Genomic DNA, 25,554 nt, shown 5'->3' with positions numbered 1-25,554 from the left:
GAGGTGCTTCATGTTGTACTTGGATACTTTCTTGAGAAAAACATAGGAAGAATTTGAACAATCTAGAAAGTTTGCGATGTTTAATGTTTTTCTTAGCTTTGGGGCTTTATACTTCTCTGTCTCAAAAGAATAGATATAGGGCAAAGGATGGTTATGGAGTAGAGAGTAGGGGGCTTTCAAGAAATGAACGATAAAAACATTACCTTGCGTATAGCACGGCTCGTTTTTAAGAAATGAGATCTGTTAGGAATAAACTTATATTGCAACATACGGACTTTTTGATGAAAAATGTATATTCTTTGCGGAATTTTTCTATCATTTTAGGTGACGCATTTTATTCTTCGTTAAGTTTACAAAGAGATGTTTCAATAGGTTATGTTCATTTATATGCGCTATTTTTGAATATTCTCTTTTTATTCAGATAGCTTTTAAGAACATGGTTTAAAGTATACATTGAGTTGAATCTTTTTAAGAGACAGAAATAGATGAAATTATAGAAATTAAACGTTTCATTTTTTTAGATCGTCTTAATTAAAAAAGGTGTGTCTGATTTTATGAGTGGAGAACTTCCCTTTTGGAAAGTAAAAAAATTAGAAGAGATTTCCATTTCTGAGTGGGAGAGCCTTTGTGATGGCTGTGGCCGTTGTTGTCTCCATAAAGTTGAGGACGATGATACGGGTGACCTTTATGCAACCAGTATTGCTTGTCGTCTTTTAGATGAGGAAACCTGCAGGTGTCGAGATTATGCTCATCGTAAATTAATTGTACCAGATTGTATATCGCTAGACATTACGATAGTTAAAACAGCGCGTTGGCTTCCAGAAAGTTGTGCTTATAGATTAATTTATGAGGGAAAAGATCTTCATTGGTGGCATCCATTGGTATCAGAGGATTGTCAGACGATACATACAGCGCATATTTCTGCACGCGGACAAATAGAGATTTACGAAGACGAATTATTATCTGAGGAAGATTATCTTTATCATATTACTGGCCTTCTACGTGAAGGCCAGTAATATGATTTTTTATACAACTTGTTTGTGACTTAATCGATCGCAAAGACTACAGTGACGCTCACGTTATAATTTAATTCACCACCTGCAAAATTTGTATTTGCGTAGCTTACATCTGCTGCTCTACTCATGAGACGTGGTGTTGGGTGATAGTAATCATCCTTTTCATTGATTTCAATAATTTTTCCTAATTTTAAATCGGCTGCTTGCGCTATCGTTTGCGCTTTTTCAATGGCTTCAGTAATGGCTTTTTTACGTGCTTCTTGATAAAATGGCTTTGTATCTGCGTTGGTAAAAGTAATGCCGTTAACTGAATTAACACCTAGTGTCATCGCTTGATCAAAGATTTTACCAGCATTGGTAAGATCACGAATGCGCACGGTTAAAGAATTTGAAACATGATAGAGTTTTTCATTATTCTTTTTTTCGTGGTGTTTATCAGAGGTCGACTGATAAATGGATAAGCCTGATGTTTGCAAATCATTTGCTTGGATGCCATTGTTTTTAAAAGCTTGTATAATATCATTGATGGATTGATTATTGGAAGCTAATGCCTTTTGGGCAGTTTTGTCATAGGTAACAACGGCTAGATTAATAATGGCCATATCCGGTGCTGCTTGACTTTCTCCGATTGCTGTCACTGTAATCGTTGCATTTTTTATTTTATTTTCTTCAGCATAAGCATGTACAGTCAACGATGTGGCTAAGAGTGTAAATGCTAATATAACTGTTTTAACCAGAGAACCCTTCAGTGGTTGAATTTTCTTTTCTATCATATCTATACCTTTATATTTGTCAGTTAATTATTCTCTCATTTTTAAGAGTTTTTGTAAAGAAATTAGAGCACTGAAAAAAAACCAATAGAAAAGAGAAAAAGATGGGTTATAATCTTTGTCAGCTCTTGTATCATAGGGCATTTTAGTTTAGAGAGAAACAACCTATGTGGGGCCTGTAGCTCAATTGGTTAGAGCCAGCGGCTCATAACCGCTTGGTTGGGGGTTCGAGTCCCTCCGGGCCCACCAATAGGGAAATGTCCAATAGAAAAATGGATCGCTTATATAAAAGTTTTGAGATTCTACCTTTTTCGTTTTTTATTTATTTTCCTGTTTGTTTTAGAAGCTTTTGGTCGTTGTTTGTTGTAGTTTTTTCTCTCAGTCGCTTTAATATGATGGTATGTTTTCTTAGTCTCATCAAAGAAGTTCTCTCATTTGCAACCTTTTAGCATTTGGATTAACTGATATGTGTCGCTATTTACTTTCTTAATTCATATACTGTTTTGTGCTTTTTCTGTGTGGTGCTCTTCATAAAATAGAAGGCTAAAAGCTTCATTGGATAAGTTTATTTATACTTGTTCTGCAAATAAATAGACCTCAATAAAACCAATTTTAAAGATTGGACCTGTTCAGAACAAATGGCTCAAAAAACATTTAGTGTAAATTTGCTTTTTTCTTAAGTGATGTTAAGGTCTTTTAGACGTTCGAATAGCATCATCGTGATGAAAGGTTAGTGTATAATAGAATGTGATCTATGGGCATTCATATGTATCATGGGGCAACGATGATAACATTTGTTGATATTTTCTTTTTCCCAAGAAAGGAATTCTATTTGATATTTTGAGAAATATTGTTCATAATGACGGGGGCGTGTTCTCTGAAAAGAATTTTATTAATTGTTCTTTGAAAAGTCAATTGAGTAATTATTTCTATCGCTTTGCATCATCCAGATTCTATTGTAATAAGCATTTTATTATTCTGTAAGAAATATTTTCTATGATATTGGAAAATTCATTAAAATGCCATTTTCTTTTTTTGTGTATTTTTGCTTAATGTTTAAATTATAGAGTTTTCATGTGATCCGAATTATTATTGAAAAGCAGACGTCTTTTTTGATTTTACTCTCATAAGGAATTGGCAATATTGCGGTAACCCTAGCACTTTTTTGTATTGCTAACATTTTTCTCGTATTGATCGTATAGAGAGTTTTATCTTTATTATGAGTTTTTTCTCTTATGAAAAATTATTGGCAGGGAGGGTGTTTTTTTGGAAAAGTATACTTCTTCTTCAAAGTCATACTTTGAAAATATAATTCTTCATTTGCATAAGGGAATTTCTCTCTTGTTGTAAATCTGTATAAAATTTACGTACAAAGATTGTGCGTGGTGATTCGTTTTATTTTTTATAGTATCATTTTTGCTTATGATAGAGACTTATATTAGTATTTACAAGGAGCGTTTAGAGGGGAGGTTACCTGTAAACGTGTTACAGAGTTTTAGGTAATGTGGCTCTGTCTATAAGAATTTATTCCTATAACATTGTTATATTCTTGCTTTGCAATATTGTTAAAAAAACATAGATGGTGCTATGTAGAATAAATTGTGATGTATTTTTTTCAAAAAGCTTTTTCGTGTTCTCTTATATAGAGTTCAGGAGTGTCTTCAGGGATATTTTCACATTAGTTTTTATTGGTCCGAATCGCAAGATCTGCGTAACATTATTCGCGTTTTTGATAGATTATACCAATTTTCATAAGAAGGTCTGGATCGTGTGATGCTTTCTGTTTCACCATGGTGCATGACTAATAGAACTTCATCTGATTTTGTAAAATAAGTTTGTATACAATTGCTTCCATACTGCCTATTGCAAATATTTTTTTCTAAGGTATGAGATATATTTTAAACGCTTTAGCGTTATATAGTGTGACTACATGGAGTATGACTATGAAGAATGATAAAAAATTTGAAACAACTTTATCTGATATTATTGTGAAATGGGAGTCTTTATCGACGTCTCAAAAGCAAGCGATATTGGATAAAGTAGAAAATTCTACAGATTCTGCTCATTCAACAGAACATTTAAGGCTTCAATCTTCTTTTTATCTCCAGATGAAATCAAAGTTATGAGTTTTAAGTCTTCATCGGAGATGTTGAAACCAGTTATTACATATATGGCACTAGCATTTCCCAGTGTATTCAAAATAGCCATGAGTTTATCTACAGAAGGCCTCTTGCCTCCATTTATCATTTGTTGGACGTAATTTTGTCCACAGCCTGCAGCTCTGCTTATTTCAATCATTGTTCGTCCGTCACTTTTTATCAATTCAACTAAGCGTTGGAACCAATCTTTTTCAGTCTTTGTCATTTTTAGACCTTTACATATTTACGCTATAGCGTTAATATTGCGTTGCGAATCCAGAATATATGATACAAGGAGCGTGAAAATATCCATGTGTAGCTCTTCGCTAAGGAAGCATATAGAGTTGTTTTTAACTAATAACAAAATGTCCCCATACACTTTCAGATTCGAATCAATAAAAATGGTTGCTTAGTTCCACGGTTGTGAAAAAGTAAATGTGTATACCAGAAAGGGCGATGCACACTCGTATGTTTATGAGATTTCACTATAATAGTATACGTAGCAGCATTATAAATCAAGATATACCCCAACATCAGAATTTGTAAAAAAATTCTGCGTTGAGGTAGTGTGTGAATATAACGAAGCTTTAGAGCCTTAAGAGATAGGATAATGGCTGTAGAAAAAATGTAAATTGCATAGACAAAGAATACTGATTTCTTCTTTATTGTAATAAATTAGATCACTATCAGATGGTATATCGTATATATGCGTAAAAAAATGGGAAATATCAAAAAAGTGATCTTGGATATTTTATTAAACAGGAAGGTAATCTGATCCACAAAGGTGGTTGTTTGGTAGAATTGTACATTCGATCAATGCCCTTATGGCGATGAATGTGTTTTTATGATGCTGCCGTTTATAATGAAGTCTGTGTTTATAATGATGTTATTATTGATAAAAATGCATTAACATATGGTTGTTTAGTCGTTCGTAAGAGTTCGCATGTTTATGAAAAATAAGAACTTTATCGTTATTTGAATATGAGTGGAGATGCATATGTTTATGCTAATGCGGTCTTTTTTGATCAAGTTTTGAATGCTCAATGTATTGAATTTTGTGGTGATACTCGTGATTTTAGAAAGGCTCGAGTTTATAATGATGCTTTAGTTTGTGGTGATGTAAAGATTTGTGGGAAGGCAAAATTTTATAGAAATGCTGTGCTTTGTGACACTGAAGATTTTTGTAATAATGAAAAATTTTCATATATAGCCGCATTCCTCATGGCGTAAAAAAGGAAGATAGGAACGATTTGGGCAAGGCTTGTATGATTGGATTGCGTCGTTAGTTTTATTTGACGTTCCTTATTTTTTGTATTTTGTGTCAATAAACGTGTCGCAAATAATTGGTGTGAGTGTAGATTTAGCCTCTTTCAGAGATTTGTTTGCGTCATTTATCAATGCTTTAATGGAGAAAATAAGAACGCCGAGAGTGACTGTTCACACTTGGAACATGCAATTTATTGCATTCTTTTTTTGATTGAGGATAAAACAAATTGGTCAAGATGATCACTTGAGCGACAATTAAGGGAGATCCAAATGAGTGTAAACGAAATTTTATTGGGAGCAATGATTTTTGTTTTGTTGTGCAGCGGGGTTATATTTCGATTTTCTTTATATTATCGCAGTCAAGTGAAAATTTTAAAAGAGGAATCTAGAAGAATAAAGCATGAGTTTTTAAGAGATTCTATGAAGATGACTGAAGAACGAGATAGGGCTATTAGAGAGCAAAGTATGGTGATTAAAAGACGCGACCAAGCAATTGAAAAACTGAAAAAACAAATTAAGCAATATGAAAAAAATGAAAAGAAATATAAAAAAATGCTTAAATCTGAAGATGATAAAGAGTGATTGTATTCATATTTTGCATTAAAGGGTTTGGAAATGTGTTAGGAAGATTGGAATGACGAGAGAGATAAACTTTAATAAAGCCAATTATGGTGCTGATGGAGAGATTGTATTGGAAGAGAATATTCAAGTTTACTCTGATTTTATGACAACATTTAAGTTTATAAGACAGAGCGTCGTTGATTATAAAATAAGAGTTTATGATGATAAATCAGTTTATAGGTAGGCTGGTTATTAAAAAGCGCGTCTATACAATCCAGCAATTTTATATTATTACTGGAAACAATTTTGCACGTTCTTTTTAGATGTAAGGTATAAATGCTACGATAGTTTCAGCTAATAGGTATAAAAAATTGCATGATAATAGAAAGAAAGAGATATTTACTTTTTATGAAGATGAAATGGGTAAGTCAGTTATGATTATCAGATACAGAAGAGGAATATGAACGTAAAAGATATTAATATCTTGTAGAGTAAATATATTTCATCATTGATGATTTATCTTCTCTTCATGTGCGTTTATTTTTTATGGAAAATACAAAACTTAAAAGATTTTCTTTTTGATAAAGGCTATAGAGATTTGAGTATGATTGAAAATAAACATATAATCTGTAAGAATATGACTGTTATTTGTGAGCGTCAGAAATAATACAGAACTTCCTCTCATTGAGGGGAAATCAATCACTTTTCATTTGTCACAAAAGTGACTACCATACCATTATACAAAATAGACGCTTGTTTTAATGGTAAAGAACGTTAGGACTGTAGTTCTCTAATAAGAGCCTTATGTGTAATTTCTTTTATTTGCTCAATATTGATTAGGATATCTTGTTTTGTTGGATAACCTTTACTAGAAAAAGCAATTTTTTGTGCATCTCTTGAGATTAAACGCCAGTACCATTGATTGTGAACTCCTTGAAACACCTCAAAATACATGCTTCCCACCTCATAAAATAGCTGATAATTTTCAGGATAAATATTTAACTAATCCGCTTGTAAACATTAATGTATGTCTCTCTAGGAAGTCGTCAATATATTCCCCTTAAATTTTCTGACCTTAAAAAATAATTTCTATGAGAGCTATTATTCTTTTAACAAGAAAAAATTTATTGTCAATAAGATATGAATGAGAATTTTATACTACAAAATTATTTTTTTTAATTTAAAGACACTATACTTTCATTTACAACGCAAATATTTTTCTGTCGTTACAGAAAAAAGTTTATAAATTATATAAAATTTCACCAGCAAGGATAAAGTAAAAAATACTTTTTCCATACTGGTAGAGTTTAATCATTTCTTGTTTTTTCTTTTTAAATAGACGTTTATTGATTAGCTATAACCTCTTTTTGGGATACGCTTCGAATGAGTAAATCAATGAATAAGCTAAGGGTATAAGAATTGGCCATTTTAGCTTTTATATCGATAAGAGAGGTTGTAGTTTTAGGGTTAAAACCATTTGATAAACCTTGTCTTGACAAATATTGCTGCAGTTTTTCATAAGAACTGTCGATTTTTTCTTGATTTAGTTTTTCGTTACGATCACTATCGGCAAGAGTTTCTTCCAGTCCCTCGATTTTTTTAATAAAATAATTCCAGTCAAAATCACCTTTTGTATATTCGGTGTCAAACATTTTTCCTTGTCCAGTTAAAAGCCAATTAATATTGACACCATATAACGTGCGGTATGTTTGTAAGACACTAAGATTGGGTTCTCTCTCTCCACGCTCATAAAAAGCAATGGAATTTTTTGTCATGCTAAAACTTTTAGCTAAGGTTTCACGTGATGGATCGCCTAAAGCAAGACGTACATAACGTAAACGTTTTCCAAATATGGTTTTTGATTCAGTTTCAGGACGTGCCACGAATTATCTCCCTCGGTAAATCATCATGGTATAAATCATTAAATAATAAAAGCACACTATGTATTAATATTCTATGATATAATGTCAATATTATAGCTTTAATTTCTTGTTATTTTTTTTATTTGTGTAGATAGAAAGCAATCTTGCACTTATTGTATTGAAAATTGATATTCACTTCAAAACAAAATTCCTTGTTGCTACATTTGTCTCTTGCTTTTTTTGAGAGAATTTTCATGTAACTTTACCATATATATTCTATACACCTCTGCATTAATAGATGCAACTTTAAAGAGATGCAAACTTTGGATTGGTACTGGGTGTACTTAGATGAAGTAGAAAATAAACTTTGAGGAATGATCATGTCCCTATTACGCTATTTTGGGTTTGCTTTTTTTTTCACGATTATTGGTGTCTTTTTAGGAGGGGTTATTGGTTGGTTTGAAACGGAAAGTATTACTGGTTTTCTTAAATATTTTTTTATTTGCTTTGTTTTAGGAATTTTGGAAATTTCTTTATCTTTTGATAATTCTATTATCAATGCGCGTGTTCTTAGTAGAATGAGTCCATTGTGGCGTCGTCGTTTTCTTATGTGGGGCATTTTGATAGCTGTATTTGGGATGAGAATTGTTTTTCCATTATTGGTGGTTGTCGTTGCTGTTGGGATTAATCCAATTGCGGCAGTCAAATTAGCGATATGGGAACCACATCGATATGCTGAAGTTTTAACCGATGCGCATATGGGGATTGCTGCTTTTGGAGGAACTTTCCTTATGATGGTTGGCTTAAAATATTTTTTTGATTCTGAAAAAGAAGTGCATTGGCTTAATGTTATAGAGAGACCTGCTCAAAAGTTTGGGGCGCTTGTTGGAATTGATATTGCAATTGTTTTGATTTTGATCTTATTGGTTTCAGGTCAGATTGACGCAGAAAATAAAATAACTTTTTTATTGGCAGCACTTTATGGACTTTTAACCTTTATCGGTGTTGAAGTTGTCGGTCATCTTTTGGATACTCCTCAAAAGACTTTAACAACAGTAGCTCACGGGGGAGTAGGGGCGTTTCTTTATTTAGAAGTTCTTGATGCTAGTTTTTCTTTCGATGGCGTGGTTGGTGCTTTTGCCTTTTCACACAACCTTTTTATTATTGCGATAGGTCTTGGTATCGGAGCATTTTACGTTCGTTCTATGACAATTATGTTGGTTGAATCAGGAACATTATTGCATTATCGTTATTTAGAGCATGGTGCTTTTTATGCAATTCTAGTTCTTGCAGTGATTATGTATCTGCAAACGATTATATCGGTTCCTGAAGTTTTAACAGGACTTGTGGGAGTCTGTATTATTGGAATGGCATTATATTCTTCGATTCGTTTTAAGCATCGTCAATTAGATAAACATGTTGTATCTAAGTAATGGAGATTTCTCCCTTTTTCACACTTTTGTTTATCGCATATCTTTGAATAGAAAGAGGGCTTTTATGCAAAATAAAATACTATTTTATTGCTTATTTGCATTTTTTAAAGTTGAGTTCATTGCATAATACTACCCATGAAGGGTATAATATACAATCTCTAGAATACTTTTTGATCTAAATATAAGATAGAAAGCTGATGCTATAATTTTTACCAGCTTTCAATACTATGACAAGCTTTTGCATTAATAGTTCATAAGAGGTCTTTTTGCTGTTTTTTTGAATGATTTCTATTCATACATTGGATTCTCTTTGTAACGTGTAAGAGAATGGTTTTGAAACAGGTTTGAAATGAGAGAATTTACGATATTCTGGACTCTTACTTAAATATGTGCAAAATGATTTATCCTTTATAAATCAGTGTATTATAATGGTAGATTAGAGAAGGATATTTTAAGAGACCATTAAAAGTTCTATACCGGCTTCGTTCATTGTTTTAAGCATAGTGTTTAGTGATCCGTTTACATCAATACCAGCACAGGCATTTAATGAAACACTAACTTTAAAACCGCATTGCATAGCGTGAAGAGCAGAAAATCCGACACAAAAATCAGTTGCTAAGCCACACATAATGAGCTTAGTAAAACCATGTTCTTTAAGATAAACTTGTAAACCTGTTGGTGTTTTTTGATCATTTTCAAGAAAAGCAGAATAGCTATCCATTTTTTGATTATAGCCTTTTCTAAGGATAAGTTGTGCCTTTTCCACTCTAAGAGATGGATGAAATTCTGCTCCTTGTGTTCCTCGTATGCAATGATCAGGCCAAAGTATTTGAGGACCATAGTCAAGAGTGACTGTATCATAGGGCTTTTTTTCAGGATAGCAGGAAGCAAAGCTGCAATGGTTTTTGGGATGCCAGTCTTGGGTTAAGATAATGTGATCAAAATGATTTATGAGATTATTGACGGCGGGTAAAATAGCATCACCTTGTGGTACGGCAAGTGCTCCACCTAGTAAGAAGTCATTTTGAACATCAATGACGATTAAGGCTTTTTTTTCCATAAATATATTCCTATATGAGATGAGCTTTTATCGTATTTTTAAAAAGCTATATGTCGTCTTGAAGTTTTGAAATGATATGCTGGATATTGATATTATTTTTATAATTATCAAGCCAAAAGAGGGGAATGGATAAGTTTTTACAATTGGTTTTATAGTTTTTTACGAATTGTAACCACGTACCAATGGGAAGTGCACTGTATTCATTTGTTGCTACGTGTTGATGCAAAGCTTTCATGATCATTGGACTTGGAACGTCAGATCCCATAAGGCGGCGGTCGTTTTGTAAACGTAATTTAAGCCATATCAAGGCAAGGGGTGAAGTCCATTGCTTTCCGTAGCAAAAAATCGATGAAAAAAGAGAAGGATTTTTTACTGCGTAATATAAAGCCCATAAAGCGAGAAAAGAAGGCGCATAGAGAATTGCTTTTCTTTGTGGTACCATATTACATTGATAAGTCGGTTTAATACGATAAAAATACAATGTTATATCTGGTATGGAAAAGAGAGGCAATGTTTGATAACAGGTTTCAGGTACAGCTAAAAAGATTTGCTTTTTGCTCTTTAGGGGGATGTTTTTTTGCATTCAGGACCATACTGGGGCTTGTGAGATTAGAAAAAATGTACCAATATAAAGCGAAAGCTTTTGATATGACGTAAGTGCTATTTACTGTACAGTTTCAAAAAGCAAAAGCAGTTTTTTCAAAATCCTAATCTTTAATATCGCATAATATAAAGAGAAATTTATGGCACGTCAATTTATCTATCATATGGCTGGGCTTAACAAGTCTTACGGCAATAAAAAAGTTCTAGAAAATATTCATTTGTCTTTTTATCCAGATGCGAAGATCGGTATTTTAGGGCCGAATGGTGCAGGGAAGTCAACTATTTTACGTATTATGGCTGGGCTAGATAAGGAATATACGGGAGAAGCATGGATTTCTGAAGGAGCTCGCTGTGGTTATCTACCACAAGAACCTTTGCTTGATGCGAGCAAAGATGTGCGTGGTAATGTGATGGAAGGTGTTGCAGATAAACAGGAAGTTCTTGAGCGTTATAACGAATTGATGATGAATTATAGCGAGGAAACGGCTGATGAAAGTGCACAGCTTCAGGACATTATTGACAGTCAGAATCTTTGGGATTTAGAAAGTCAAGTGGAAATGGCTATGGCTGCTCTTGGCTGTCCGCCAGCCGATGGGGATGTAACAAAACTTTCGGGTGGTGAGAAGCGGCGTGTTGCACTTTGTAAATTGCTTTTGTCAAAACCTGATTTATTACTTTTGGATGAACCGACAAACCATTTAGATGCTGAAACGACGGCTTGGCTTGAGAGGCATCTACGTGAATATCCTGGGGCTGTGCTTTTGATAACCCATGATCGTTATTTTCTCGACAATGTAACGGGTTGGATTTTAGAATTAGATCGCGGTAGAGGTATTCCTTATGAGGGGAACTATTCTGCTTATTTGGGGGCTAAAGCCAAGCGTTTGGCTCAGGAAGGCCGTGAAGAGGCAGCGCGTCAACGTGCTTTATCACGTGAGCAAGAATGGATCGCTTCTAGTCCAAAAGGGCGACAAGCAAAGTCAAAAGCTCGGATTAAGGCTTATGATGAGTTGGTTCAAGCAGCACGTGAGCGCCGTCCTGGAGAGGCGCAAATCATTATTCCTATTGGAGAAAGATTAGGACAGGTTGTTATTGAGGTTGATAATCTCTCTAAAGCTTATGGTGAACGTGTATTGATTGATTCTCTTTCTTTTAAACTTCCTGCTGGTGGCATTGTCGGCGTTATTGGGGCCAATGGTATGGGAAAGTCGACCTTGTTTAAAATGTTGACGGGACAGGAAAAGCCCGATTCAGGTCAGATACGTATCGGTGAAACAGTTCACATGAGTTATGTGGATCAGAGTCGCGATTCCTTGGTGGGGGATAAAACTGTTTGGGAGGAAATTTCTGGTGGAAATGACATTATTAAATTAGGCAAATATGAGATGAATAGCCGCGCTTATTGCGGGGCTTTTAATTTCAAGGGGGCAGATCAGCAGCAGAAGGTGGCAAATTTATCAGGAGGGCAGCGCAATCGCGTACATTTGGCGAAACTTCTAAAAGAGGGGGGGAATGTGCTTCTTCTTGATGAACCGACAAATGATCTTGATACTGAAACATTGGGTGCATTGGAAGATGCATTGGAAAATTTCGCTGGTTGTGCAGTTATCATATCGCATGATCGTATGTTTCTTGATCGATTGGCAACACATATTTTAGCCTTTGAAGGTGATGGTCATGTAGAATGGTTTGAAGGTAATTTTGCTGAATATGAGGCTGATAAAGTTCGTCGTCTTGGGGCGGAATCTCTTAATCCTAAGCATGCAAATTATAAACCTCTTACACGCTAGAATTTTTTATCTTATCTCAACTTTGTTGGAATAATAGTGTATTTTATTGCGTTTGTTATTTCATAAATAAAGAGTGTGTGTACTCTGTGGGAGTTTTTATTCATTGAAAAGAGTAAGAGACACTTTATGAAATTATAGCCTAAATAGGGTTGTTCTAATCATGATATATAACCGGTTATTTCTTGTAAAATTGCAATGAAAAGGAGGAGATGAAGAGTATAGCACTACTTCTACAAATGCTCTGGTCATTGAGCATTACCATCTTTACTTAATAAAAATGCAAGCTGGCATCATCATGTTATTTATTTTTTCTCAATGGTATACAGTTTTTGTTTTGAGGTGGGCATAAAAGATATTTTTATCTATATGTCCTCTCTGTTTATGAGCTGTAAGAGAATGATTTGGATTGATTTATCATGAATATTATAATGAGAAGCAGATGGATAAGATTTGTTCGTTTTTTACATTAGCCTATTTTTTTCATAGTATGATAAAATAGAGAGCACAAAATAGATGAGAATATGCGTTGTATACTTGAATTTTTTTCCTATAAACAAATGTTTATAGGAATGTTGAGGGGATAATTATGAAAAAAAGTGCAAGTTTAGATGCAATGGTTGAGCTGCTGAAAGCGGTCGCAGAAGTAAGCCATTTACGTGTTCTTAGGCTCTTACATCATGAAGATTTAACAATCCCTGATTTTATTTTTATTCTTGATCAGTCGCAAGCATGTATATCACGATATTTACGTTTATTGTACGAAGCACGATTGATTGAGCGTTATCAGAAGGGGGATAGCCTTTATTTTAAGCTTTGTCATGATTTTTGGGGTGAAGACATTGTGATGGGTGTTCTTTCGGCTTTGCCAAAGAATGATGTGTTGTTAGCGCATGATTTAGAACGTTTGAAGGATGTTAAAAAGCAGCGTCAAAAAACGAGGAAGAAGTATTTCTTACAAAATGCGTTGCAACGGGATGTATTACGGTCATCTTATATGGCAGATCATGGTGTAGAAAACGCTTTACTTGAAATCATTGGCGATAAACCATTTCAGACGATGCTGAATATTGGAAGAGGTGAAGACTCTATCTTAAAATTGTTTTCTAATCTTTATACGCATGGGGTTCAAGTCGTGCTTGATAGCAATGTTTTTCACTTGTCTGTTGGAGATACAACTTTTGATTTAGTTATTCTTCATTGGGTTTTACATTTTTTTGAAAACCCTGAAATATTCCTTCATGAGATATCAAGTGTTTTGCGTCCTCATGGCCGTTTATTGATTGTGGATTTTGTTTATCATGAAATTGAGTCTTCATATTCTGATCAAGTGCATATGCGTCTTGGATTTTCGGCTTTACAAATAGAACAATGGCTTAAAAATACGAGACTTGTTCTAGAACAAACGGTTTGTCTTACTCCTATACAAAATGAAAACAGTGAGAAAGGTATGGTTACGCTTTGGCTTGCTCGTGATCCGCGTTTATTAGTTGACGATATCAAAGATAAACAAGTCAATTTTGCATAAATCGCGTTTGTTGACCTGCTTTATTCTCTGATTTTTCTTAAGGAATAGCGTAGAGATAAAACTTTATTCAATCATTGATAATCTATTGTTTTTTACATTTGTATTATGTTTTTATATGAGAGTATTGGTGTTTTACAGGGGCTTGGTGGCTGTGTACTGTGTAATGAAAGCATCTTCTATAGAGTTAAACCTATGAGGATCGTTATTTAAGGTGTCTTGATATCATATTTGTTTTATTAGCCAATATATTGATTTTTTAGATTTCAATGAGAGGCTCGAATATAGGAATATTTTTTCATTTCAAATTTCCTGTTTCAGAATCCAAAAGAGTCTGTTTGTTTGTTACAAGAGAAGATATTTATCTAAATAATACCGTTTGTAAAAGGAAATACATATTTCTAAATATGAGAGCGGCGGCGATATGATGTAATAGCGCACAATATAATATAGTGATGGCTCATACCTTCATAAATGTCAAAAATGGTGGTACCCAATAGATCTTACGATGTTTCTTTAAACAGGTGCTTAGATAAGAAGTACCTTGGAATTTTTAGTGAGGGGTGCAAAAAGATGCTCTAAAAAGACGAAGGGGTAAAAGGGTAAGACAATGCATGATTTTCATTATTTAAAACACAGCGTTATGAGCGTGTTTGAAAGTCGTAAAGGCAAATGAAAGGGATGGTAAAGATGGCAATAGGTTTTTATCTTTGGGCTTTTATGTTTCGTTCAAAATAAATGATGGCTTTTTTAAGATTACTCAAACAGACGTAAATATTTTTACTCTAATTGGGCATATAAAAGCTGGGACTGTTTACATGGTTCTCATTTGCTCTAGTCTTTATCTCAAGCATATTGCCATGTTAGGAGCAGGTGTTGATTTACAAGTAATAGCAAACGTAAAAGCTTGGTAGATGACGCCATAAAATTACTCATAAATTAGTAATGGATTGAAGTGATATTCTGAATTTTAAAAACATTTTGTACAACAATGGTTATAATAGCGTATCTGACTTTACGTTTATTTCTTCTTACAAGCATTCATATATGGCGTTTGTCTATGTGTTTTTCATTATATTCATAAAAATAAGATTGACGATAATCTATGGATAGTCCGTGGCTGAAAGTAGAAAAGAAAAGCGTGATATTACACTAAAGTTTCGTATCTCTTTATCATGAGAAGTATGAAGGTTATTAAAAAGGTTATTAAATAAGTCCATTTTTCTTGCCAAAAGTGATTTTTTCTTTTTATGCTTACTGCTCATTTTATGATGCAGCCCGTTAGTATAGCGTAAAATTGATAGGGCATCATCGTTTTATGTTTTTTATCCATATGCTTTTTCTTGTTTGTGATGTGCCGTAGTATGGCTATTCATTGATTCAATAGACGAAGGTTTAAAATAAGGGAATCTCACGTTCTTGAGATCTCTCATGTAAGTTGTAAAATGATGAGTTATGATTGTAAATCAATGCATTATTTACGTTAGAAGAACAGACTATAACAATTTTTGAGCATAGAAACTACTGTGTGTATTATTTTACGGGATCATTTAAATGATAGAGATTAAGAGAAACGGTCTGCATTGATCTCGGTTTGTTATGTTAAAATGCGTTAGAGCCTGTTGGTTATTGTAAAATAGTTTATCGTTATTTGGAATGATTATAGGACGTGATTCGAAACAAATACCTTCAGAGTTCTCATTTTTTCATAAAATTAAGCTGTTTAAATTCTTCATTGATTGTTACATGAGAGATGCGACAATATTTTAATAATCATTTACAGAATTTTTTATGAAGATAGATAAGATTTTAAAAATCTACATTTTTATTTTTGTGGTGATTGCTGTTGGAAAAGTGATTCTACTTTTATATAGTTTGATTTTTATAGGGTGGATACGTAGAAATTACGGTTTTTTTTGATTATGATTATCAGAGTTATGAAAGAAACTATTTAAAAGTTATAATGATCGTAGATTCCAATTGATGCTTCTTGAAATAAAATTGCTTCAAATTGGGTCATTTTAAACTTTTTTTGCCTAAATTTAAACATTTTTAAACAATTTATAACTCTTTTATGTTTTTTTGCGTAGAAGATGATAAGAATTTCTTGTTGTTTAAAGAATTTTATTCCATAGCAAGAATATTGCATCGGCTATCTTAGTGGTTGATGTGAGAGGACGATCGGGGAACCTCCTCCCCCCCCCCGCGTGGATCCCCTAGATTGTCTGGCCTGACTGAGGATTTCCTCAGTCAGGCTTTTATAATTGTTTTGGGGGATGTTGTAGCGTGTTATTAGGGGGAAGTGTAAGATCTGTTATTGTTTCGCCTATACTACCTAAATACATAGAGGGGCAGTTTTTGTTGGGCGGATAGTGTTAGCGTATTCATTTTCAATAATTTGATTTTTCTTTATTGAAGCATCGTTGAATGCTATAAGGAGAATCATAAAAGGAATCTATGTTTGTGTTCTATGATCTTTAGGTAAGAGATAATGGAATCTTTTTCGCGTCGTATTGTTTTTATTTTATTTGTATTTTTTATTTTTGGCGCTGTCTTTTTTGCTTCTCAAAGTAGTGCTGTTTATCAGTTTTTTTCCGGTCGCTCTTCTTTTTCTTCTCAGAAGCTTGATGTAACAGAGGAGGAGTTGTTAGAGAGATTGTCTGTATCTTTTCCAGATATTATCAAGCATCTTTCTAAGATGAGTCCTCAACAGCAAGAGGTGTTTATTGCGCAGCTGCGTCGTGATGTAATTGCGCTTGCTTTTAAAAGTGGTCAGAGTCGTGAGCAGGCTCACAAATCTGGTGAAACTGTTGCTATGGCTCTTTCAAAAGCGATTTCTCGTCCTTCCATTGCTAATGCTTATTTTTAGCTATTTTTTTAATCGCGCTTTTGGGTTTTATTTTAAGGAGCAAGAGCTTTTCGTGAAGTCTTGAAAAGTGCGAGGAGATAATTAATTTGTAAGGTATTAACAAAATTTATCTCTCAAAAGGTAAGCAATTGGAGTATAAGGGTAATGTTGCAATCATTACAGGAGTGATAGAAAGTCTATCAAGGGTATTGGTCCAAGTTAATTGCATTATCAATCGCTACAATGACAAAAGCAGTATTGACTATAAAAAAACACGTTAACCGTGTTTTATATGCCGGTTATTTTTTTATTTGATATGAGAAAATAAAAATTTTTTAAAGGATTTAAGCTTTCTTTGTTCTACGGATTTTAGGATATTTATCCACTTGTATGATTTCTGAAAATGAAGTGCAAGGCTGATAAGATGGTAGTCTGTGACAAAGAAAAAAATATTTGAATGAAGATGAGGGTTTATTTTTATTTAAAAGGCTTTGGGGGTATTGAGTTTCCTAACATTTTTCAAAAAAACAGACAAAAGTAATTGTTAAGCTTTGTTGTAGAGATAAAGACGGATATAGCTTTTTTAGCATATTGTTTTATAATGGTAATTTGTCATTTTCATATTAAGTGAGAATCTTAAGAATTGCAAAATTCTCTCGTTTTAAATTTATTCATGGTGAAAAAATCAAAATCACTTTCTTGTGCACTACAAGTGAGAGGCTTGTGTGGATAAAAGCTCTTTCAAAAAAAGAAGTAAAAAGCTTCTTTGAGGCATCTTGAGAGCTAAAAGTCTGTTGCAATATTTTGAATTGGTAAAGAGTATGATGGTTTTAGTATATTTATGAATTTTTTATGCGCAATGATGGGAGCGGGGATTTGTTTTATGATTTGTTGGGGTTTTATCGGACATAAAGAGTGCTGTGGGTGTTTATTAACCAGAGAGAAGTATTGATAACAGTTTATATTTTTTGTGAAACTTTTTTGATATTGAGGATCTTCGGTAAAAAGATATTCTTGTCTCTCTTGCTTTGAGGGATTGATCTCAATAAAAAAATTAATAATCTTATGTAAAAAATGTTACATCTATTTAAGATGCGATTTTTCTAATATAAAAATTGATTTATAGAATAGCGATAGCCGCAATTTATAGATTATATCATTTTATTTAATACGCTATAAGATTAATTATAGTCTCTTTATTTTCTTTATTTTATGATATAGAGCAATCTATGATTTTTGCATAAAGAGATATTCTTTTATTTTATAATTTTAGCTTGAAATTGTCTTACTATTTCCTTTTTAAAGACGTTATTTTGCTTTCTTTTTTGTATAATACATTTGCAAATTACTTGCGGCTAGAATTCGAGAATGTTTGAGTGAAGAGAAAGAAAATGCAATTTTTGAAAATCTTGTTAAATACAGCGTGTGCTGTATTTTTTGTATTTGATGTAAGTTGGACTCATAGTGTCTTAAATGTTGCGGAATCAGGAGAATCCTCAGTGATTGTTGCTTCTAAGATTCCTGATCGTCCTTATGAGTTTCTTATTCAGAAATTTGCGAATAAATATAATGTTCCCGTTAATTTAGCACATGCTGTTGTAAAAGTTGAAAGTAATTATAAGGCAGGTATAAAGGGGGCTGCTGGCGAAATAGGTTTGATGCAAATTAAACCCTCTACGGCACGAGGGTTGGGCTTTAGTGGTTCTGTACAGGATTTGTATGATCCTGCGACCAATCTTGAATATGGTATGCGTTATTTGGCACGGGCCTATAAACTCAGTGGTGGAAGTACATGTGGTACAATCCTTAAATATAATGCAGGCCATGCTGCAAAAAAAATGAATTCTATTTCAGCGAAATATTGCGCAAAAGTAAAGACTTATCTGGCTTCATTAAAATAAAAACATCTGTTGAGAGAGGTTTGTCATAAAATATTTTAAGATGCTATTTTCACGGAGCAGAAAATGTTTTATAAATCAGTATGTCAGTCGGCTGGGCAGCCGCGCTTGTCTGATACTGAAATACGGCAGGTGAGGAAAGTCCGGGCTCCATGGAAAGACGGTGCCGGGTAACACCCGGCAGGGGTGACCCTAGGGAAAGTGCCACAGAAAGTAAACCGCCTATTTTTATAGGTAAGGGTGAAAGGGTGGAGTAAGAGCCCACCGCGCATTCAGTAATGAATGTGGCAAGGTAAACCCCACCGGGAGCAAGACCAAATAGAAATGACGTGCAAAATTTAATTTGCAGCCGATTTCCGGGCGAGTCATTCGGGTAGGTTGCACGAGGCGGATGGTAACATCCGTCCCAGATGAATGGTTGCCATGTAAAGTGTAAGCTTTACTCTACAGAACCCGGCTTATAGGCCGACTGATATTTCATGATGATAGGCGATATTTTATAAGATCAATTATATATGGTCTTTTATGGAGTCTATGTGTTTGAAATGGACACTTGAGCAAAGGGTGTTAAAAAAAATTATAACATTTCTTTAAGTATAATGCGTTAGGATCTGTTTTGGGATAACTTTAGTTTTTTCGTTCATTGTGATTAATGTGAAAGTTGAAGACCAGGTTATTCTAAGATCAGTTGCCATGAGAGAGCTGTTGATTTAAGACAGCATAACTTCAAGACGGATTATTTTGATAAAGCAGGATCAAAGAGCTGAACGCCATATTCCAGTGTTGTTGCAGCCAGTTTTGGCTGGGCTTATGCCATTGGTTGGAGCAAAAGTGATTGATGGCACCTTTGGTGCTGGTGGTTACACGCGCGCTTTGTTAAAGGCAGGGGCACAGGTGATCGCTCTTGATCGTGATCCTCATGCTATCAGTGCGGGACAATCGCTTGTTGAAGAATTTTTTCCACGCCTTCGTTTGGTCCATATGGCGTTTTCACAGCTCGATCGTGTCGTTGAAGAGAAGGTGGATGCAGTTATTTTGGATATTGGTGTCTCTTCAATGCAGCTTGATGAAGCAGAAAGAGGTTTTTCTTTTCAAAAAGATGGTCCATTGGATATGCGAATGGCTCAGACTGGTTTTACAGCAAGCGATGTTGTCAATCATTTAAAAGCAAGGGATTTGGCACGTATTTTTAAGATATTAGGGGAAGAGCGTTATGCGGGACGAATTGCACGGATGATTGAAAAGCGTCGTGTTGTACAGCCTTTTTTGCGTACAGGTGATTTGGCGTATGCTATCGAAGCGTTGATAGGACGTAAGCCGGGAGATCGCATTCATCCGGCAACACGTGTATTTCAGGCTCTTCGTATCTATGTTAATGATGAAATTGGTGAATTGGCATGTGGTTTATTTGCTGCTGAACGCGTTTTAAAAGCTGGAGGCCGTTTGGGGGTTGTCAGTTTTCATTCTATTGAAGATCGTATGGTCAAAAGATTTTTTTCGGCTCGTTCTAGAGAGTGTATGAGATCACGCTATCTTCCTGAAATAAAGGCTGCTCCAGCAACATTTTTCCCTTTGTTTAGAGGTGGGATCACGGCAACTAAAGAGGAGTTACAGAAAAATCCTCGTTCACGTTCTGCGAGGTTGCGTATTGGTGTACGGACTGAAGCAGAGGCTCTTGCAGCAGATATGAAATTATTTGGTTTAGCAGAGATTGCCAGTTTTGAAGGCAGTAAAAAATGACAGTTTTTCGTACATTTGATATGATTTTAGTGTTGATTATGATTTGTATGGCAGGACTTACTTATAAGGTAAAATATGATGTTCAAAAACGAATGAACGAAGTTCTTCATCTTGAGCATGAAATTGCTGCAGCAAAAAATACGGTAAGTTTGCTTCATGCTGAGTGGGCTGTGATGATAAGGCCTTCACGCATGCAAAAACTTGCGAAACGTTATCAGAAAGAACTTGGGTTAGAGGTTATACAGCCGCGTCAAATCGTGGAGTTTAAAGACATTCCGGTACGGATACATGATCAAATTGAAGAAGTGATTAAACAAAATATCTTGGAAGATAATCAGGATATTTTGACAAATAATCGGGCTTCTCAGATCAATAGTGTTGTCCAAAAAGGCGCGCAGTAATGAAATCGACTTTTTTATTCTCACAGAAGAAAAAGCGCTTAAAGAACTCGTTGAATAATCATAATGTTTCTGTTCGTCGTCCCTATTCTAGTCGTCCACGTTTGCTTTTTTCGTTGTTCTGCTTTTTAATTTTATATGGCATCATGGGGGCTTGCCTTATTTCTTATGGGTTGGAAGGCGGACAGATTGAAGAAGCAAAGGGGCCAGGAGTTCTTCAATTGATGGCACGGCCTGATATTGTTGATCGTAATGGTCGTTTATTGGCAACAGATATTAAAACTTATTCACTTTTTGCTGAGCCACGACGTATTATTGATGTGGATGAAACAATTGAATTGCTCTCAACAGTTTTGCCTGATCTTAATTGGCAGGAAACCTATAAGCGCTTAAAAAGAAAATCTAGTTTTTCTTGGATACAGCGGGGGTTAACACCAATGCAGAAGACGCAAATTATGGCTCTTGGTATACCAGGAATTGGTTTTCGGACTGAAATTCGTCGCTTTTATCCTGATGGACCTGTAACTTCCCATATTCTCGGTATGGTGAATGTTGATAATCAGGGCATTGCAGGTATGGAAAAATATATTGATGATGCGGGGTTGAGTGCTTTGCGTGCCGCTGGTCTTGCCATGGAAGAATCATTAAAACAAGTTCAGCTTTCGATTGATGTGCGTGTTCAGGCAATTGTTCATGATGAACTTATTCAGGCTATGAAGCGTTATAAGGCAATTGCTGCAGGAGCTGTTATTTTAAATATACATACGGGGGAAGTTTTGGCTTTGGCATCACTACCAGATTTTGATCCTGGAAATCCTATCGAAGCTTTAAAAAGTGATCGTCTCAATCGGATGACGGCAGGAGCTTTTGAAATGGGATCAATTATTAAAAGTTTTACGACCGCCATGGCACTTGATTCCAATATTTTTCATTTAAACAGTATTATTGATGCTTCAAAGCCAATAAAAGCAAGTAGTGGGTATACTATTCATGATTTTCATGGAAAAAATCGACCCTTAACGTTATGGGAGGTTTTTATTTATTCTTCTAATATTGGTTCTGCTAAAGAGGCATTGGCGATAGGGATTGATAAACATCGTGGTTTTTTACAAAAACTTGGATTACTGGATCGTCTCACAATAGAGTTGCCTGAAGTTGCCCACCCTATTGTGCCACATCATTGGAAGGATATACATTCTATGACGATTTCTTTTGGGCATGGTATGGCAACAACACCCTTGCAAACAGCTGTCGGGGCTGCTGCTTTAATGAATGGTGGTTGGTTAATTGCTCCGACATTTTTAAAACGGACAAAAGAACAAACTCTGCACCATGCAAAACGGGTTTTGCAGGCTAAAACAAGTCAAAATATGCGTTACCTTTATCAATTAAATAGTGATATTGGTTCTGGACGTAATGCAAAAGTAGAAGGCTATCGTGTAGGTGGTAAGACAGGAACAGCTGAAAAAGTTGAAAATGGAAAATATTCTAAAACAAAAAATTTCAATAGTTTTCTTGCTGCTTTTCCTATTGAAGATCCTGTTTATGTTGTTTTAACAATTATCGATGAACCAAAGCCAGAGGAGGGACAGCGTTCAGCAACAGCGGGAATGAATGCTGGACCAATGCTTGCTAATATTGTTCGTCGCACAGCTAGTTTTCTTGGTGTAAAACCCGATTTTAAAAAAGAATATGAGCTTCTTTTAAGTAAAAAGAGCAATTCAAGTTTCGTTAAACAACGGTAAAATGAATATAAAGGTGCGTTATCATGTTGTTGGGAACAGTTTTTACAGAATGTGTTGAAGATGAAAGTCTTTCTTCAATAGAAATAACAGGAATAAGTGTGGATTCTCGGCAAGTTTTGCCGGGCTATGTTTTTGTCGCTGTTCAAGGGAAAAAAAGTGATGGAAGACACTATATAGATGATGCAATAAAGCGTGGCGCACGAGCAATCGTTACAGACTGTCATGCTGTTCTTGAGGATTTATCTGTTCCCATTTTACGTGTTTCTAATGTTCGTCATAGTTTAGCGTTGGCAGCTGCACGTTTTTACGGTTCTCAGCCTGAAACGGTCGTTGCTGTGACTGGTACAAGTGGTAAAACATCTGTTGTCTCTTTTCTTCGGCAAATTTGGACTTATGCTGGATTTTGTGCTGCGAGTATAGGAACGGTTGGTGTTGTTTCTCCTAAACGGAATGTTTATGGTTCTCTCACAACACCTGATCCGGTCGTCTTGCACCGTCTTCTTTATGAAATTTCTCATGAAGGTGTGACTCATGCAGCTCTTGAAGCTTCTTCGCATGGGCTTGATCAAGGACGACTTGATGGAGTCCGTTTAACGGCTGGTGCCTTTACTAATTTAGGGCGAGATCACATGGATTATCACACGGGGGTAGAGGATTATTTGCGGGCTAAAATGAGGTTGTTTGATACACTTTTGCCTGTATCTGCTCCTGCTTTGATTTTTGCTGATGATGTTTATTCACAAAAGGTTATTGATGTTGTTACACAAGCGCGCCGCCGTGTTTTGACAATTGGTCGTAAGGGGCAATTTATCACGATTAATCGTGTCGAACATCAACGCTCAAAACAGTGTATTGAGTGTCGTGTGGAAAATAATATTTATACATTTGATTTGCCTTTAGCTGGAGATTTTCAGGTAGCCAATGCGCTTATGGCAGCGGGGTTAGCAATTGCAACGGGTACTTCACCTCGTAAGGTTTTTTCTGCGCTTGAAACTTTGCAGGGGGCACCTGGGCGGTTAGAGTTTGTGGGAAAGACAGAAAATAATGCCCTTGTTTATATTGATTATGCTCATAAACCAGAAGCTTTGGAGCAGGTTTTGCTTTCTGTTCGTCCCTTTACGCAAGGGCGCTTGATTGTTGTTTTTGGTTGTGGAGGAGATCGTGATCAAGGGAAAAGACCTTTGATGGGAAAAATTGCCGCGGATAAAGCGGACATTGTTATTGTAACGGATGATAATCCTCGCACAGAAATGCCAGAAAAAATACGCAAGGATATTTTACAGGCGGTGCCAACAGCAATAGAGATAGCAGATCGTGGTGAGGCTATTTCTTACGCGGTGGAGCTTTTGAAAGTTGGTGATACATTAATCATTGCTGGAAAAGGTCATGAGGATGGCCAAATTATAGGGCAGACAACTTATCCTTTTTCAGATCGTCTGAAAGCGATAGAAGCTTTAGAGGACCGAAAGAAATGACAGCTTTATGGGATAAGCAAGCACTTGTTGCTGCAGTTAATGGTGTTGTAATGGGAAGCCTGCCAGAAACTTTTTCTGGGGTTTCCATTGATAGCCGTACTCTTGCGGAAGGTGATGTTTTTTTCTGCATTAAAGGGCATCATCTTGATGGTCATGATTTTGCTGCGCAAGCTTATGAACGAGGTGCAGGCGTTCTTATCGTTGCGGAACACCGTTTGAGGGATATGAAAAAGATATCGGCTCCACTCATTGTCGTTCCTGATGTTTTGAAAGCTTTAGAACAACTTGCACAAGCTGCACGCAAACGTTCAAGAGCTAAGATTATCGCGATAACAGGATCGGTGGGAAAAACAACGACAAAAGAAGCTTTGAAACAAGCACTTGCAACGGCTGGGAATGTTCATGCGAATCTCGCTTCTTTAAACAATTGCTGGGGGGTTCCACTCACTTTAGCGCGGATGCCTGTGGAGAGTGATTATGGTATCTTTGAAATTGGCATGAATCATAGAGATGAAATTCGCCCTCTGGTCAAACTGGTTTGTCCGCATGTTGCTCTCATTACGCATATTTGTGCAGGACATATGGGTTTTTTCAAAGATCTTGAAGAAATAGCAAAGGCAAAAGCTGAAATTTTTGAAGGATTAGATGAAAAAGGAATTGCCATTTTAAATGCGGATAGTGATTTTTTTTCTTATCTCGTTCAAAAAGCAAAGAAATGCAGTGTAAAGAAGATCTTAAGCTTTGGTGAGACTAAAGATGCTGATTATCAAGCGGAAGATATACGTCTTCTAACTGATAGTACTTCTATGATTGTGCGTATTGGGGGGAGGGATAGGGAGGTTCAAATTGGTGCTCCCGGACGCCATATTGCGCAAAATAGTTTAGGGGTTATTGCTGCTTGTGATGCTATGGAGGTTGAGTTAGAGCCTGTTTTTCTTTCTTTTCGCTATTTTTCTTCTCAAAAGGGGCGAGGTGTTCGTTATCGACTGTCTTTATCAAATGGGGGTGAATTTTATCTCATTGATGAAAGCTATAATGCAAATCCTGCTTCTATGCGTGCTGCACTTGAGCTTCTTGCTACAGGACCTGTAGGGAAAGGGGGGCGGCGAATTGCTATTTTAGGAGATATGCTAGAGTTAGGGGAGTATAGTGAAAAGCTTCATCGTGATTTAATAAAACCAATACGTCTTTCTGGTGCTAATCCGGTTTTTCTATTTGGTGAGGCGATGAAATCTTTAGTCAGTGATTTGTCTTCTGGTGTTAAGGTTCATTATACTGAAAATATTGAGAAAATTTTACCGCTTCTTTTAGCAGAAATTTCTTCTGGGGATCTGCTGATGGTTAAATCATCCAATAGCCTTTGTTCATCAAATATTGTGACTGCATTGCTTGATCGCTATAAAGCGGTTTCTTCATAGTTTTAAGAGGT

General features: G+C 35.4%; 22 protein-coding genes, 1 tRNA gene and 1 other RNA gene. 18 read left to right on the top strand and 6 right to left on the bottom strand.

Going from position 1 to position 25,554, the window contains the following annotated elements:
• Positions 1–554: 554 nt before the first annotated feature.
• Positions 555–1,016 (top strand): YcgN family cysteine cluster protein, encoded by a 462-nt coding sequence (locus ACFIMX_RS03255; protein WP_375640421.1) that lies wholly within the window; start codon positions 555–557, stop codon positions 1,014–1,016.
• Between the two features lie 29 nt (positions 1,017–1,045).
• Here the strand turns inward: ACFIMX_RS03255 and ACFIMX_RS03250 are convergent, their stop codons facing one another.
• Positions 1,046–1,789 carry an SIMPL domain-containing protein gene (locus ACFIMX_RS03250; RefSeq protein ID WP_375618203.1) on the bottom strand — a complete coding sequence of 248 codons (744 nt, stop codon included), beginning with the start codon at positions 1,787–1,789 and terminating at the stop codon, positions 1,046–1,048.
• Positions 1,790–1,958: 169 nt separating this feature from the next.
• Here ACFIMX_RS03250 and ACFIMX_RS03245 point away from each other — a divergent pair.
• Together ACFIMX_RS03245 and ACFIMX_RS03240 are read left to right on the top strand one after the other, a co-directional pair.
• A tRNA-Ile gene (locus ACFIMX_RS03245) sits at positions 1,959–2,035 on the top strand.
• A gap of 1,694 nt (positions 2,036–3,729) precedes the next feature.
• On the top strand, positions 3,730–3,912 hold the full coding sequence (locus ACFIMX_RS03240; RefSeq protein ID WP_375640423.1) for a hypothetical protein: 183 nt from the start codon (positions 3,730–3,732) through the stop codon (positions 3,910–3,912).
• Here the strand turns inward: ACFIMX_RS03240 and ACFIMX_RS03235 are convergent.
• Positions 3,836–4,150: a helix-turn-helix domain-containing protein gene (locus tag ACFIMX_RS03235; RefSeq protein ID WP_007347852.1), complete on the bottom strand. Its 315-nt coding sequence runs from the start codon at positions 4,148–4,150 to the stop codon at positions 3,836–3,838. The genes ACFIMX_RS03240 and ACFIMX_RS03235 overlap by 77 nt on opposite strands.
• A 608-nt stretch (positions 4,151–4,758) precedes the next feature.
• On the opposite strand from ACFIMX_RS03235, the gene ACFIMX_RS03230 reads away from it, so the two are divergent.
• The 4 genes from ACFIMX_RS03230 (at position 4,759) to ACFIMX_RS03215 (ending at position 5,995) form a co-directional block, all read left to right on the top strand.
• Positions 4,759–4,884: a hypothetical protein gene (locus tag ACFIMX_RS03230; RefSeq protein WP_375618204.1), complete on the top strand. Its 126-nt coding sequence runs from the start codon at positions 4,759–4,761 to the stop codon at positions 4,882–4,884.
• Positions 4,885–4,899: 15 nt separating this feature from the next.
• Positions 4,900–5,154: a hypothetical protein gene (locus ACFIMX_RS03225; protein WP_375640424.1), complete on the top strand. Its 255-nt coding sequence runs from the start codon at positions 4,900–4,902 to the stop codon at positions 5,152–5,154.
• A 306-nt stretch (positions 5,155–5,460) separates the two neighbouring features.
• Positions 5,461–5,772, top strand: a complete 312-nt coding sequence (locus ACFIMX_RS03220) for a hypothetical protein (RefSeq protein WP_375640426.1) — start codon at positions 5,461–5,463, stop codon at positions 5,770–5,772.
• 52 nt (positions 5,773–5,824) lie between these two features.
• Positions 5,825–5,995: a hypothetical protein gene (locus ACFIMX_RS03215; protein WP_375640427.1), complete on the top strand. Its 171-nt coding sequence runs from the start codon at positions 5,825–5,827 to the stop codon at positions 5,993–5,995.
• Positions 5,996–6,525: 530 nt separating this feature from the next.
• Here ACFIMX_RS03215 and ACFIMX_RS03210 read toward each other — a convergent pair.
• The gene (locus ACFIMX_RS03210; protein WP_375618206.1) at positions 6,526–6,705 is read right to left on the bottom strand and encodes a YegP family protein; all 180 of its coding nucleotides are present in this window, start codon (positions 6,703–6,705) and stop codon (positions 6,526–6,528) included.
• 389 nt (positions 6,706–7,094) lie between these two features.
• Positions 7,095–7,634: a helix-turn-helix domain-containing protein gene (locus ACFIMX_RS03205; protein WP_375618207.1), complete on the bottom strand. Its 540-nt coding sequence runs from the start codon at positions 7,632–7,634 to the stop codon at positions 7,095–7,097.
• Positions 7,635–7,993: 359 nt separating this feature from the next.
• Between ACFIMX_RS03205 and ACFIMX_RS03200 the strand changes: the two genes are divergently transcribed.
• A complete protein-coding gene (locus ACFIMX_RS03200; protein WP_375640428.1) occupies positions 7,994–9,046 on the top strand; it encodes a DUF475 domain-containing protein in 1,053 nt (350 codons plus the stop codon).
• Positions 9,047–9,497: 451 nt separating this feature from the next.
• Here the strand turns inward: ACFIMX_RS03200 and pncA are convergent, their stop codons facing one another.
• Together pncA and ACFIMX_RS03190 are read right to left on the bottom strand one after the other, a co-directional pair.
• The gene (gene pncA, locus ACFIMX_RS03195) at positions 9,498–10,106 is read right to left on the bottom strand and encodes a bifunctional nicotinamidase/pyrazinamidase (protein WP_375618209.1); all 609 of its coding nucleotides are present in this window, start codon (positions 10,104–10,106) and stop codon (positions 9,498–9,500) included.
• Between the two features lie 46 nt (positions 10,107–10,152).
• On the bottom strand, positions 10,153–10,689 hold the full coding sequence (locus ACFIMX_RS03190) for a hypothetical protein (protein ID WP_375618210.1): 537 nt from the start codon (positions 10,687–10,689) through the stop codon (positions 10,153–10,155).
• A gap of 160 nt (positions 10,690–10,849) precedes the next feature.
• Between ACFIMX_RS03190 and ettA the strand changes: the two genes are divergently transcribed.
• The 10 genes from ettA to murF all read left to right on the top strand — a co-directional run bounded on the left by ettA (position 10,850) and on the right by murF (position 25,543).
• On the top strand, positions 10,850–12,499 hold the full coding sequence (gene ettA, locus ACFIMX_RS03185) for an energy-dependent translational throttle protein EttA (RefSeq protein WP_375638341.1): 1,650 nt from the start codon (positions 10,850–10,852) through the stop codon (positions 12,497–12,499).
• A 586-nt stretch (positions 12,500–13,085) separates the two neighbouring features.
• Entirely contained in the window at positions 13,086–14,024 is a 939-nt protein-coding gene (locus ACFIMX_RS03180; protein WP_375640431.1) for an ArsR/SmtB family transcription factor, read from the top strand.
• A 2,488-nt stretch (positions 14,025–16,512) separates the two neighbouring features.
• On the top strand, positions 16,513–16,890 hold the full coding sequence (locus ACFIMX_RS03175; RefSeq protein ID WP_375618214.1) for a hypothetical protein: 378 nt from the start codon (positions 16,513–16,515) through the stop codon (positions 16,888–16,890).
• A 1,370-nt stretch (positions 16,891–18,260) separates the two neighbouring features.
• Positions 18,261–18,770 carry a lytic transglycosylase domain-containing protein gene (locus ACFIMX_RS03170; RefSeq protein WP_375618215.1) on the top strand — a complete coding sequence of 170 codons (510 nt, stop codon included), beginning with the start codon at positions 18,261–18,263 and terminating at the stop codon, positions 18,768–18,770.
• An 83-nt stretch (positions 18,771–18,853) separates the two neighbouring features.
• An RNA gene (rnpB, locus tag ACFIMX_RS03165) (RNase P RNA component class A) lies at positions 18,854–19,244 on the top strand.
• 264 nt (positions 19,245–19,508) lie between these two features.
• Entirely contained in the window at positions 19,509–20,507 is a 999-nt protein-coding gene (gene rsmH, locus ACFIMX_RS03160) for a 16S rRNA (cytosine(1402)-N(4))-methyltransferase RsmH (RefSeq protein WP_375618216.1), read from the top strand.
• The gene (locus ACFIMX_RS03155; protein ID WP_375618217.1) at positions 20,504–20,908 is read left to right on the top strand and encodes a hypothetical protein; all 405 of its coding nucleotides are present in this window, start codon (positions 20,504–20,506) and stop codon (positions 20,906–20,908) included. Before rsmH ends, ACFIMX_RS03155 begins: the two co-directional genes overlap by 4 nt.
• A complete protein-coding gene (locus ACFIMX_RS03150; protein WP_375618218.1) occupies positions 20,908–22,650 on the top strand; it encodes a peptidoglycan D,D-transpeptidase FtsI family protein in 1,743 nt (580 codons plus the stop codon). Before ACFIMX_RS03155 ends, ACFIMX_RS03150 begins: the two co-directional genes overlap by 1 nt.
• A 23-nt stretch (positions 22,651–22,673) precedes the next feature.
• Positions 22,674–24,125 carry a UDP-N-acetylmuramoyl-L-alanyl-D-glutamate--2,6-diaminopimelate ligase gene (locus ACFIMX_RS03145; protein WP_375618219.1) on the top strand — a complete coding sequence of 484 codons (1,452 nt, stop codon included), beginning with the start codon at positions 22,674–22,676 and terminating at the stop codon, positions 24,123–24,125.
• Positions 24,122–25,543, top strand: coding sequence for a UDP-N-acetylmuramoyl-tripeptide--D-alanyl-D-alanine ligase (gene murF / locus ACFIMX_RS03140; protein ID WP_375640435.1), 1,422 nt, complete (start codon positions 24,122–24,124; stop codon positions 25,541–25,543). The genes ACFIMX_RS03145 and murF overlap by 4 nt, the downstream gene beginning before the upstream one ends.
• The last annotated feature ends 11 nt before the right edge of the window (positions 25,544–25,554 follow it).

The organism is Bartonella sp. AD24XZML (genome assembly GCF_042196485.1).
Classification (GTDB): domain Bacteria; phylum Pseudomonadota; class Alphaproteobacteria; order Rhizobiales; family Rhizobiaceae; genus Bartonella.
The sequence above is the reverse complement of the archived record's forward strand: the minus strand, read 5'-3'. Positions and strand labels throughout refer to the sequence as shown.